Genomic DNA, 12,237 nt, shown 5'->3' on the forward strand with positions numbered 1-12,237 from the left:
TCAACTCTCCATGGAAGCGGTGAGCAGCGCGGCGCGCAGAGCTTCCTGACGCTCCGCATCGAGCGCCTGGTCGCGCTCGTCGCTCAACAGGAACACGTCTTCGGCACGCACGCCGAAGGTGGCGATGCGCGCATCATGCACGCGCAGGCGTTGCTCGCGCAGGATCCGCGCAACATCGGCCAACAGGCCGGGCCGGTCGCTGCCGACCAGGCTCATCAGGGTGCGCCGGCCATGGCTGCCGGGCACGAACTCGACCTGCGGGGTGATGCGGAAATGCTGCAGGTGGCGCGGCTGCACGCGCCGCGGCGGACGCAGCTGCGACAGGTCCTCGCGCGCCAGCGCCTGCCGCAGGCGCGCTTCGACCTCGGCCGGCCCCGGTGGCCGCTGCGGGTCGATCGGCAGCACCTGAAAAGTGTCGAACACCCGGCCCTGCGGCCCGTGCAGCAGCCGCGCCTGCTGGATGGCGAGGCCGGCGCGATCCAGCGTCGCCGCGATCGCGGCAAACAGCCCGTCGCGGTCGGGCGAGCACACGAACACCTCCAGCACCCCGCCAGCATCCTCGCCGACCCGGCGCACCGCGACCTGCAGTTCCTGCCCGGCCTGCCGTGCCAGCACCCCGGCCTGCCACGCCACCTGGTCCGGGTGCCCGCGCAGGAAGCTGTCCTCGGGCATGGTCAGGAACAGCGCGTCGGCGGCTTCTTCGGTGACCCCGTGCACGCGCAGCAGTTCGCGGGTCGAGGCGCGGGTTTCGGCAATGCGCTCGGCCGCCGCCTGCGGGTTCTCCAGCCCGCGCCGCAGCGCCAGCCGGGTGGCGACGTACAGATCGCTGAGCAGCCGGTCCTTCCACGCATTCCACAGCTTGGGCGAGGTCGCGTCGATGTCGGCGCAGGTCAGCAGGTACAGATGGTCGAGGCGTTCGCGGTCGGCCACCGCGGCGGCGAAGCGCTGCACCACCTCGGGATCGGAAATGTCCTGCTTCTGCGCGGTGATCGACATCAGCAGGTGCTGGCGCACCAGCCAGGCCACCAGTTCGGTGTCGGCGGCGGACAGGCCATGCGCCTGGCAGAACTCGCGCGCGTCGATTTCGCCGAGCAGCGAATGATCGCCGCCGCGGCCCTTGGCGATGTCATGGAACAGCCCGGCCAGACGCAGCAGCTGCGGCTTGCGCAACCGCGGCCAGACCTCGTGGGCCATGGAAAAACGCTCGCCGGCGCTGCCCTCGCGGAAGCGGTCGAGGTTCGCCAGCAACGCCAGCGTGTGCTGGTCGACGGTGTAGACGTGGAACAGATCGAACTGCATGCGCCCGGTGACCCGTGCAAAGGCCGGAATCCAGCGCGCCAGCACGCCCAGTTGCGACATCCGCCGCAGGCTGGTGACCGCGCTGTCGGCGCGCAGCAGGTCGATGAAACGCTCGCGTAGCGCCTGCGGTGCGCTGGCATAGTCCGGCACCAAGGGCAGGCTTTCGGCCAGCGCCCGCGCGGTCTGCGAATGCAGGCCGATGCCCGGTGGCTGCTGCGCCCAGGTTTCGAACAGGGCGAAGATCGCGCCCGGATCGCCATGCGGCCACTGCGCATCGCTCGCCGCCAGCCAGCGCCCGCGCAGCTCGAAGCCCGCGCCCAGCGGCTGCGGCGTGGCCTCGCCTTCCAGTTCCTCCTCGAAGCGCTGCAACAGGCGCTCGCCGATGCGCAGCACCAGCCCGGCACTGCGGTAGAAGCCCTGCATCATGCGCTCGACATCGGCATTGTCGGCCTCGTCCAGCCCGTACAGGCGTGTCGCCAGCTGGCGCTGATGATCGAAGCGCAGGCGCTCCTCGCGGCGGCCGGCGATCAGATGCAGGCCCCAGCGCAGGGTCTGCAGATGCGCGGCGGCGCGGCGCAGGGTCGCGTTCTCGTCGGCGCCGATGCGGTCCATCGCCTGCAGCGTGTCCAGATCGGACACGCCATGCACGCGCATCGCCATCCAGCGCAGGGTCTGCAGATCGCGCAGCCCGCCGGGGCCTTCCTTGATGTTGGGTTCGAGGTTGTCGGCGGTATCGCCGAAACGCGCGTGGCGCTGGCGCAGCTCCTCACGCTTGGCGAGGAAATACTCGCGCGCCGGCCAAGCCGAATCCACCGCCTCGGCCAGGGCGCGTGCCTGCGCCGGGTCCGCTGCCAGCGCGCGCGCATCCATCAGCGCGGTGTGCACGGTGATGTCGGCAGCAGCAGCCTCGCGGCATTGCGCCAGCGAACGCACCGCATGCGAGACCTCGATCCCGGCATCCCAGAGCATGGCGATGAAGCTGGCGATCGCCTCGCGCCGGGCGTCCTGCTGCGCCTCGCTGCCGAGGATCAACAGGTCCACGTCGGACTGCGGGTACAGGCTGCGCCGGCCGTAACCGCCGACGCCGAACAGGCCCAGATCCGCGTCCTGCGGCAGCGCCTGCTGCCAGGCTTGCAGGATCAGGGCATCAACCCCCTCGGCACGCGCCGCCGCCAGTTGCGCGGCCGCCTCGCCGGCGTCGAAACGCTTCGACAGCTCGGCGTCCAGCGCCTGGATGCGCCCGCGCGCGGCCTGTGCCCACGCCTGGGTGGACGCGGCCGGGTTCACGCCGGCGGCGGCGAGCCGGCGGACAGGGTCAGCACGTCGAAGCCGTCGTCGGTGACCGCGATCATGTGCTCCCACTGCGCCGACAGCTTGCGGTCGCGGGTGACCACGGTCCAGCCATCGGGCAGCAGCTTGGAGTGGCGCGCGCCCTCGTTGATCATCGGCTCGATGGTGAAGGTCATGCCCGGCTCCAGCACCAGACCCTCGCCGGCACGGCCGTAGTGCAGCACCTGCGGGTCCTCGTGGTACACGCGGCCGATGCCGTGGCCGCAGTATTCGCGCACCACGCTGAAACGCTCGGCCTCGGCCAGCTTCTGGATCGCCTCGCCGATGTCGCCCAAGGTCGCGCCGGGGCGCACCTGGCGGATGCCCGCCCACATCGCGCGATAGGTGGTCTCGACCAGCCGCCGCGCCATCACCGACGGGCTGCCGACGAAATACATGCGGCTGGTGTCGCCATGCCAGCCGTCCTTGATCACGGTGACATCGATGTTGATGATGTCGCCATCCTTCAACACCTTGGATTCATTGGGAATCCCGTGGCAGATCACGTTGTTGACCGAGGTGCACAGGGTCTTCGGATAGCCGCGGTAACCGACGTTGGCCGGGGTCGCCTGCTGCACGTTGACGATGTGCTCGTGGGCGATGCGGTCCAGCTCTTCGGTGCTGATGCCCGGACGCACGTGCCCGGTCATCAGGTCCAGCACCTCGGCCGCCAAGCGGCCGGCCTCGCGCATCTTCTCGATCTCTTCGCGGCTTTTCAGGGAAATGCTCATCCGCGCATTATCGCCGATGCGCATCGCCGCGGGCGCGCCACCAAGCAGAAACGACGAAGGCCGGTTGCCCGGCCTTCGCTGCATCAACCCTGCCAAGCACGATTGACTATTGGATGGCATAACCTGCGACACGCCAGATGCCGTTGCTCTCGAGGCGAAACGTGACCAACTCGGCGACCGTGTTCCCACCGGAAAAGCGCGTAGCGAAGCGCACGCTGATGTAATCACCCTGCGGTGGCCCTCCATTGCTGCCCGGTTCGGGTGCACTCTGGCGGATCACGGAAAGCCAGACCCGCGAAACCGGCTGACCGAGCGGCGCACGCGTCGCGGTCACTTGTTGCACGAACGCGTTCCTGCTCAATGCGCGCTTCGACACCTCGGCACTGCCATCCCAGACTTCCGCACTCCTGCCGGCATCCACCAGCTGAACCGCCTGCAACGCCGCCATCACCATGCTGTTGGGGTCCACGCTCTGAGGAGATCGTTGTTGTGCGGCCTGCGCACTCACCACGGCATTCTGTGCCGACTGCTGCCTCGCCTGCTGCGCGTAAGCCGTGCCTGCCATGCCGGCTGCAACAACCAAGCCGACAACAATCTTTTTCATTGACATGTGAAATCCCCAAGCGATCAAGGAGCCGTGCCCACTGCGCGAACCTCCACGCGACGGTTCGGGGCCAGACAAGCGATCAGGTTGGAACGGTTACCGCCATCATCGCAAGTTTTTACCGGATTGGCCGAGCCCATTCCGACCGCACGAATACGCGCGGGCGAGACGCCGGCATCGATCAACAACGCACGCACGGTCTCCGCACGCGCCTGGGACAGTCCCAGGTTGTAGGCAGATGAACCCAAGCGATCGGTATAGGCCAATACTTCCACGCTGTGGGGAGGTGCCGGCATGGCGGCGATCTGCGAAGCCACATCGCGTACGCGGGCACGTCCTTCCGCACTCATGTCGTCGATGCCGGAGCGATCAAAAGCGAACAAGGCGTCGGTTTCCAGCAAAAAGGGCTCCGCAGCAATGCCGGGGGCTTCGGCGAGGGCGAAGCGCTTGCAGTCTTCGGGCTGCCAATGGAAGCTGCGTCCAAGGTATTTCCGATCGAAAATCACCTTGAACTGGCAGACTCGAACCACATCGCCCTCGCGGAAATTGAACAGATAGTCCCATTCGCGCACACGTGCAAAACCTTCGCGAAAATGCGGGCGTCCCAGCAGCTCATAAAGCTGATCCTTGCTGACGCCGGATTTCACCAAACGCACATGGTTCGGGTCCGGGAAGGTGCCCCCTGACAGGGTTGCACCCTCGGCCTGCGGGAATACAACCTCGCCTGCCACACCGTCGGGCGAGATGTCGCGGCTGACATGCGTTGCGCATCCGGCAAGCAACAGCGTGGTGGCGACGGCAAGCAGCGAAGTGTTGATTTTCATGCTCATTTCCTTGGTTCTCCCTTGCTTGCTCACCACTGGATGCCGATGCCGGCAGAGAAGCCCCAATCACTCGCGGTGTTTCCACTGGCCTGCGCCTTGTACACCCACTTGCCGTTCTCCGTGATCCCCGACAAACCGACCGCTATGCCGTATTGACCCTGGTAGCCACCCACGCCTGCCGCCAGCATGCTCTTGCCGGGCAGGTACGCCTGCGGCAGGCCAGCCATCGCCATCGCCGAGGCGGTGGCGCCGCGGAAATCCTTGCGCATGGTCCAGATGTCGTTGTTGATGTCGATCAGGCGCGCATCCGTATAGGCGTTGGCCTCGTTCAGCGTGTTGGTCAGGCCGGCATTCAACTGGCCGACATTGACCGCATCGGTCGGCGCTACGCCGGCCGCCACGTTGTGGATCGTGGCGGGTCCGGAACCACCCGGGTTGAGCGTGACGCTGTTGTAGTTGACGCTGCCGTCCGCATTCTTGTCGTACTGCACGCCACCGGCGCTCATGCCTTGCAACTGGTTGAGGTTGACCGCGTCGGTGCCATTGACACCGGGAGCAACGTTGGTGATCCGGCGCTCGGCGCCAATGCTGCCCACCGAGACGACGTTGTCCTCCACCGCCGTCGAACCGGCACCGATCGCGATGCTGCTGTTGCCACTGGCCACCGCACCCTGACCCAGCGCCGTACTGTTGTTGCCGCTGGCGACGGACTGGTTGCCGACCGCGGTGCTGTTGTCGCCACTTGCCACCGCATCGCTGCCGCCGGCAGCCGAATTGGTCCCGGTCGGCGCCGGCGCAGCGCCACCGGGCTGGTTGACCTGGAACATGCCGGCCGCGCCCTGCTGTATGGCCGAGATGTTGATTTCGTTGGCATCCACGCGACTGCCCAGATTGCTCACGTCGCCCGCCAGGTTGGTGACCCGGTCGTCGACGGCTTGCACCGCCTGGTTGGTCTGGTAGAGCTGGCTGCCGTTGACTGCATCCGTGCTGGTGGCACTGACGTCACCGGCACCGACATTGCGAATCACATTGCCGCCCATGTCGACAAGCTGGTTGGCACCCACCACGAACCCACCATTCATGGTGACCTGACCGGCGAAGGTCGGCGCATCCACCACATCCACCTTCAACTCGTTGCCATTGAGGGTGACGCGGGTATTGCTGCCATCCACGACATTGACCGAGCTGCCTGGCTGAATATCAGTTGCCGCTCCGCCATTGGCTTGCAGGTGCCAACCCGCGCCGGCCAAGGCGTTGATCGCGTTCAAAGCCGAATTCACGTCGTTGTACGTGGTACCGCCGACCGTGAGCGCCGTAGTGACCGAACCAGTCACCGGGTCGTACGTGGAACTGCCACCCAGGCCCGCCGCCACCGAAGCACCCAGCACGTTGGTCTGCTGATTGTTCGCGACGAGTGCATCGCCCACGTTGGAGTACGTGCCGGTGGTGGTGACGTAACTCGGGGCGGACAAGCTGCCATCCGGATTCACCACGACGCCACCACCGAAGTTGTCGGCACTGGATTGCGCCAGGTTGCCGATCGCGGTTTGGGTGGCAAACAACTGGCTGCCGTTGATGGCGTCAGTGCTGGTGGCACTGACCTGGCCGGCGGCCACCTTTTGCAACTGGCGTTCCGCGCCTGCACTGCCGATCGACACGGTGCTGCCTGGGTTGGTGCCGGCGTAGGCGTAGTCGATGCCACCAACACTGCCACCGGCGGTGGCGACCGGCGCCGAAGTGCTGGAGCCACTTCCCAACGCCACGTCATTGGCATTGTTGGCCTGGCTTGCGGAGCCAAGCGCAACGGTATCGCTGGCACCCACATGCGCCGCCTGGCCAACGGCAATGGCGTTGTTGATCGCCACCCGGCCTTGGTAGGTCGGCACGAAGTAGCGCAGGTCGTTGGCACTGCCACCGGACTTGGTTTGCTGGACGAAACTGACGCCGGTGGTGCCGATCAGGATGTCATTGCCGATGGCCAGGTTGTTGTTGGAGGTATCGCCGATGGCATTGTGGTTGCCGATGGAGAAGTTGTTTCTGCCGCCGATCACGCTGAAGGCGGTGTTGTCCTTGGGATCGTCGTAAAAACGGGCATTCAGCGGACTGTTGGATGACAACGAGGCAGAGCCTTGGCCGAAGACGATGGATCCTGCGCCCAGCGCGGTGGACGCGCGTCCCTGGGCCACGGCGCCAGCGCCTACTGCGGTGGCGGACATGACACCATTGCCATTCTGGTATCGACCGGCCGTGGCGTGTGGACCCAGCGCGATACTGTCAAAGCCGTCGGTCTGCGCTCCGGCGCCAATTGCCATAGCGGTATCCCCGCCGCCACGGGAGTTGATGCCCATGGCGATGCTCAACGTGCCAATGCCACGCGCGCCGGAGCCGATCGCAATGTTGGGATTTCCAGAGTCGACCCCGGCCCCGTTTCCGATCGCGATCCCGCCGTTCGCCAGATACGCGACATACGCGTTGTGTCCAATCGCGATGCTGGAGGCGTTCCTGTCCAGCGTGGGAGTACCGTCCCAATCAACGCGGGCGCCGGAGCCAATGGCGATGCCAAAACGTTGATTGGCGCGTGCGCTGAAGCCGATGGCGGTGGAAAAGTTGTTCCCGGCGCGGCTGTTTTGACCGATGGCGATGGCATCGCGGCCGGCAAGCGGCTGACCGTTTTCGGCAATGGGTGCCCAAACGGTGGTATCGGCATTGGTACCGATGGCGATGGTGTTCGGGCCTGGCGCCTTGGCGCCTCGGCCAATGGCATTGCTGCCCACGCCGGATGCAGCAGCGGAAGTGCCAATGGCGGTGGCATGGTCGGCCGTAGCCGATGCTTGCTGACCCACGGCGATGGCACCTTCCCCGCTGGCAATGGCGCCATCACCACAAATCACCTGGTTGCCGGCCGCGGCAGCTGCCGCCGCCTGCTGCGCCGGGATGGGCGCGCCGGTTGCTGCATCCACACAGACCACGTCCGCCGCCCAGGCACTGCTTGCACCCAAGCCAAACAGGATCGCCAATGCCAATCCTGCGCGATATGGCATCGGACGATGAGTGCCGATCCGACCGCCCGCGACTGTGCCTGCCCTTGCCAACTCTGATGCGACTACCAGTTGACCCAATTCCCGGTTCCAGATCAGGCGATAAATCTTGTTCATGTACGAAGCCCCTTTGAAATCATTGCAATGACCGACAGCCCACGGATGGATGCCGGATACTTGCAAAAAAAATGTGAAGGGCGCGCAAAAAAACCGTGCACACGGTCACATGAACAGCTCAGCTTCACTTGCGGCACACCCTGCTCGATTTGGGTGCTTGCCGCGAATCCGCATGCTCCCTATACTTGTATGCTTGCCCTCACCGGCAACGCCCACGTCAAGCGTCATTGGCGAATCCACACCTGTCGACAATCCCTGCTCCGGGGTGCCCGCGCAAGCGGGTTCGGTGGCAGTGACGGCGGGGAGGCCCAACCCCGGAGCATCAAGGCGAGTCCCCGTCCCGCGCGCATTGCGCCACGGCGTCGGGAAAAGCACCCCACCCTCGATGGTGCGGCGCGCCACGTGCTCCACATCCAAGGAAATCAAGCAATGCCCCAGATCACCATGCGCCAGATGCTGGAAGCCGGCGTCCACTTCGGCCACCAGACCCGCTACTGGAACCCCAAGATGGGCCCGTACATCTTCGGCGCCCGCGGCAAGATCCACATCATCAACCTGGAAAAGACCGTCCCGCTGCTGGACGACGCGATGAACTTCCTGTCGAAGATCGCGCAGAAGCGCGGCATCGTGCTGTTCGTCGGCACCAAGCGCAGCGCGCGTGACGCGATCAAGGAAGAAGCCGAGCGTTGCGGCATGCCGTTCATGACCCAGCGCTGGCTGGGCGGCACGCTGACCAACTTCGCCACCATCAAGAAGTCGATCGGCCGCCTCAAGGAACTGGAAGCCGCTGAAACCGACGGCACCTTCGAAAAGCTGGTCAAGCACGAGGTGCTGGGTCTGCGCCGCGAGCGCGACAAGCTGGAAGCGAGCCTGGGCGGCATCAAGGACATGCCGCGTCTGCCGGACGCGCTGTTCGTGATCGACATCGGCCACGAGAACATCGCGATCAAGGAAGCCAAGACCCTCGGCATCCCGGTGGTGGCGGTGGTGGACACCAACTACGACCCGAATCTGGTCGATTACGCGATCCCCGGCAACGATGACGCGATCCGTGCCGTGCAGCTGTATGCCCGCGTCGCCGCCGACGCGGTGCTCGAGGGCAAGGCCGCCGCGCCGAACGCCGCGGTGGTGAGCGAGGAGGACTTCGTCGCCGAGGCCGGTGAGGCCAAGCCGGCGAAGAAGTCCGCGCGCAAGGCCGCCAAGGCGGACGCCCCGGCCAAGGCCGATGACGCCGCCAAGCCCGATGAGCCTGCAGAAGCCGACGACGCCCCCAAGGCCGAATCGGAAGCGGCCGAGTAACCGGCGCGTCACCGGGCCATGTCAGCGTGCATGGCCCCTCTCCCCCCGCAGGCGACCCGCCTGCCCCGTGTCGTTGGCGCGCGCCTGACGCCGCCGCGACACGCCACCCGTGAAACCCAAGGAATTTCCAATGGCTGAAATCACCGCATCCCAGGTCAAGGAACTGCGCGAGCGCACCGGCGCCGGCATGATGGAGTGCAAGAAGGCGCTGGTCGAGAACAACGGCGACATCGAAACGGCCGCCGACTGGCTGCGCAAGTCCGGCCTTGCCAAGGCCGACAAGAAGGCCGACCGCGTCACCGCCGAAGGCCGCATCGGCATGGCCCAGACTGACGGCAAGGCCGTGCTGGTCGAAGTCAACTCCGAAACCGACTTCGTGGCCAAGGACGAGAACTTCACCAATTTCGTCGACCAGGTCGCGCAGGCCGCACTCGAGGCCAGCGACATCGAGGCGCTGAAGTCGCAGAAGATCGGCGCCGACAGCGTGGAAGACGCGCGTGCGGCCGTGGTCGCCAAGGTCGGTGAGAACGTGCAGGTGCGGCGCATGGCGCGCATCGACAGCGGCAACACCATCGGTGCCTACGTGCACGGCGGCCGCATCGGCGTGCTGGTCGACGTCAAGGGCGGCGATGCCGAACTGGCGCGCGGCCTGGCCATGCACATCGCGGCGATGAACCCCCCGTACATCTCGCCCGCGCACGTGCCGGCCGAGTTCGTCGAGCGCGAGAAGGAAATCGCCATGGCCCAGGTCAAGGACTCGGGCAAGCCGGCCGAAATCCTCGAGAAGATGGTCTCCGGCAAGGTCGCCAAGACGGTCAACGAAATGTGTCTGACCGGCCAGCCCTACGTGCTCAACACCGAGCAGACGGTGGAAGCTGCACTCAAGGCCGCCGGCGCCGAAGTGCTCGGCTTCGAGCGCATGGCGGTCGGCGAAGGCATCGAGAAGGTGCAGGAAGATTACGCTGCCGAAGTGATGAAGCAGGCTGGCCTGGCCTGATCCATCGTCCTCGCGCAACACCCCGGAAACCCGCCGCAAGGCGGGTTTTCCGCTTTTCGGGCCACGGCGGCCGGGCACTGTCCCGCCCCGGTGCACGGCGCATCACGCACGCGCTGCACAGGCGCCACCACGCATGGCCGGGACGCTAGAATGAACCCTCCCCCGCCATCCTGCCGGAGCCGCCATGTCCCAGCTCGCCCTTCGTCGTGTCCTGCTCAAACTTTCCGGCGAGGCGCTGATGGGTGACGAGGACTACGGGATCGATCCCAAGGTGCTGGCACGCATCGCCGACGAAGTGATGGAAGCACACGCGGCCGGGGCCGAAATCGCGCTGGTCATCGGCGGCGGCAACATCTTCCGCGGTGCGGGCCTGGCCGCCAGCGGCATGGATCGCGTCACCGGCGACCAGATGGGCATGCTGGCCACCGTGATCAACGCGCTGGCGATGCAGGACGCGCTGGAAAAGCGCGGCGGCAAGGCGCGGGTGATGAGCGCGATCAAGATCAATGACGTGTGCGAGGACTACATCCGCCGCCGCGCGGTACGCCACCTTGAAAAAGGCCGCATCACCATCTTCGCCGCCGGCGTGGGCAGCCCGTTCTTCACCACCGATTCCGGCGCCGCGCTGCGCGCGATCGAGATCGGCGCCGATCTGCTGCTCAAGGCGACCAAGGTCGACGGGGTGTACGACAAGGATCCGAAGAAACATGCCGATGCCAAGCGCTTCGAACAGCTCGATTACGACGAGGTGATCGCGCGCAACCTGCAGGTGATGGATACCACCGCGTTCGCGCTGTGCCGCGATGCCGGCATGTCGATGCGCGTGTTCGACATGGACCGCCCCGGCGCGCTGCTGGGCATCCTGCGCGGCGAGGACATCGGCACCCTGGTGCACGCCGGGCGCGACTGATCACGCGACCGGCCTCACCCGCGCAGCGGGCGCGGGCCGCATCCGTTTCTGCCAGACTGCACTGATGCACGGACATTCCCACGATCATTCGCATGGCCCCGGCCATGCACACGGGCCGGAAGCCTTTTCCAGCGTCCGCACCTTCGCGATCGTGACCCTGCTCAACCTCGCCTTCACCGTGGTGGAGGCGGTGTACGGGTTCCTGAGCAATTCGCTGGCCCTGCTCACCGACGCCCTGCACAACCTGGGTGACGTGCTCGGCCTGGCGCTGGCCTGGGGCGCCGCCGCGCTGGCGCGCCGCCCGCCGCGTGGACGCCATACCTACGGCTGGCGCCGTGCCACGCTGCTCTCGCCGCTGGGCAATGCATTGCTGCTGGTGGTGTTCTCCGGCGCGCTGGCCTGGGAGGCGATGCGACGCTTCGCGCAGCCACCGGAAATCCCCGCGACCGTGGTGATGGTGGTCGCCGCCATCGGCATCGCGGTGAACCTCGTCGGCGCGTGGATGGTGCGCGGCGGCCACGAGCACGACCTCAATCGCCGCGGCGCCTACCTGCACCTGCTCGCCGATGCGGCCGTTTCGGTGGCGGCGGTGCTGGCCGGCCTTGGCATGTGGAAGTTCGGCTGGGCCTGGCTCGACCCGGCCACCGCGCTGCTGATTTCGGTGGTGATCGCGTTGGGCGCCTGGGCCCTGCTGCGCGACAGCTTCGATGCGGCGATGGACGCGGTGCCGCGCCACATCGACCGTCACCAAGTCGAGACATTCCTGGCCGGCCGGCCGGGCGTGCAGGAAGTGCATCACGTGCATATCTGGGCACTGGGCGCGGGCGAGGTGGCGATGACCGCGCATCTGGTGCGACCACGTACCGACGACCATGACGCGTTCATCGACGCGGTGGTGCATGAACTCGACGAGCGTTTCGGCATCAATCATCCCACTTTGCAGATCGAGCGCGCGCCCGACAGCGAACACGACCTGCACGAGCGCGCGCCGCACGGCGGCTGAAGCGGCGGGTGGTCGCTGCCAGGCACGCCCCGCTGGCCGCACGAGCGGCTTGAAAACGCCTTGCATGCGGCCGCGCGGGCTCGCTT

9 protein-coding genes are annotated in these 12,237 nt (G+C 66.4%); 4 read left to right on the forward strand and 5 right to left on the reverse strand.

The genetic code is table 11. The features are described from left to right. The 5 genes from glnD to ACW11F_RS03455 form a co-directional block, all read right to left on the reverse strand. Nucleotides 1-2,586, reverse strand: coding sequence for a [protein-PII] uridylyltransferase (gene glnD / locus ACW11F_RS03435; protein ID WP_456995509.1), 2,586 nt, complete (start codon nt 2,584-2,586; stop codon nt 1-3). After that, complete coding sequence (map, locus tag ACW11F_RS03440; protein WP_456995510.1) at nt 2,583-3,359, reverse strand: type I methionyl aminopeptidase; 777 nt, start codon at nt 3,357-3,359, stop codon at nt 2,583-2,585. Before map ends, glnD begins: the two co-directional genes overlap by 4 nt. Before the next feature lie 106 nt (nt 3,360-3,465). After that, on the reverse strand, nt 3,466-3,969 hold the full coding sequence (locus tag ACW11F_RS03445) for a DUF4019 domain-containing protein (RefSeq protein ID WP_456995511.1): 504 nt from the start codon (nt 3,967-3,969) through the stop codon (nt 3,466-3,468). Nucleotides 3,970-3,986: 17 nt separating this feature from the next. Beyond that, nucleotides 3,987-4,787 carry an OmpA family protein gene (locus tag ACW11F_RS03450; RefSeq protein WP_456995512.1) on the reverse strand — a complete coding sequence of 267 codons (801 nt, stop codon included), beginning with the start codon at nt 4,785-4,787 and terminating at the stop codon, nt 3,987-3,989. Between the two features lie 29 nt (nt 4,788-4,816). Then, complete coding sequence (locus ACW11F_RS03455; protein WP_456995513.1) at nt 4,817-7,942, reverse strand: YadA-like family protein; 3,126 nt, start codon at nt 7,940-7,942, stop codon at nt 4,817-4,819. Between the two features lie 429 nt (nt 7,943-8,371). Between ACW11F_RS03455 and rpsB the strand changes: the two genes are divergently transcribed. The 4 genes from rpsB to ACW11F_RS03475 all read left to right on the forward strand — a co-directional run bounded on the left by rpsB (nt 8,372) and on the right by ACW11F_RS03475 (nt 12,151). Then, nucleotides 8,372-9,241 (forward strand): 30S ribosomal protein S2, encoded by an 870-nt coding sequence (gene rpsB / locus ACW11F_RS03460; protein ID WP_456995514.1) that lies wholly within the window; start codon nt 8,372-8,374, stop codon nt 9,239-9,241. 130 nt (nt 9,242-9,371) lie between these two features. After that, complete coding sequence (gene tsf, locus ACW11F_RS03465) at nt 9,372-10,238, forward strand: translation elongation factor Ts (RefSeq protein ID WP_456995515.1); 867 nt, start codon at nt 9,372-9,374, stop codon at nt 10,236-10,238. 184 nt (nt 10,239-10,422) lie between these two features. Further along, on the forward strand, nt 10,423-11,148 hold the full coding sequence (gene pyrH, locus ACW11F_RS03470; RefSeq protein ID WP_456995516.1) for a UMP kinase: 726 nt from the start codon (nt 10,423-10,425) through the stop codon (nt 11,146-11,148). Between the two features lie 64 nt (nt 11,149-11,212). Further along, on the forward strand, nt 11,213-12,151 hold the full coding sequence (locus ACW11F_RS03475; protein WP_456995517.1) for a cation diffusion facilitator family transporter: 939 nt from the start codon (nt 11,213-11,215) through the stop codon (nt 12,149-12,151). Nucleotides 12,152-12,237 lie beyond the last annotated feature (86 nt).

The sequence above is a fragment of the Luteimonas sp. e5 genome (genome assembly GCF_054031035.1).

Bases quoted from the DNA above. Each gene is read 5' to 3' on its own strand.
- map (WP_456995510.1), bottom strand. From the start codon at position 3,359: ATGAGCATTTCCCTGAAAAGCCGCGAAGAGATCGAGAAGATGCGCGAG.
- ACW11F_RS03445 (WP_456995511.1), bottom strand. From the start codon at position 3,969: ATGTCAATGAAAAAGATTGTTGTCGGCTTGGTTGTTGCAGCCGGCATG.
- ACW11F_RS03450 (WP_456995512.1), bottom strand. From the start codon at position 4,787: ATGAAAATCAACACTTCGCTGCTTGCCGTCGCCACCACGCTGTTGCTT.
- ACW11F_RS03455 (WP_456995513.1), bottom strand. From the start codon at position 7,942: ATGAACAAGATTTATCGCCTGATCTGGAACCGGGAATTGGGTCAACTG.
- rpsB (WP_456995514.1), top strand. From the start codon at position 8,372: ATGCCCCAGATCACCATGCGCCAGATGCTGGAAGCCGGCGTCCACTTC.
- tsf (WP_456995515.1), top strand. From the start codon at position 9,372: ATGGCTGAAATCACCGCATCCCAGGTCAAGGAACTGCGCGAGCGCACC.
- pyrH (WP_456995516.1), top strand. From the start codon at position 10,423: ATGTCCCAGCTCGCCCTTCGTCGTGTCCTGCTCAAACTTTCCGGCGAG.
- ACW11F_RS03475 (WP_456995517.1), top strand. From the start codon at position 11,213: ATGCACGGACATTCCCACGATCATTCGCATGGCCCCGGCCATGCACAC.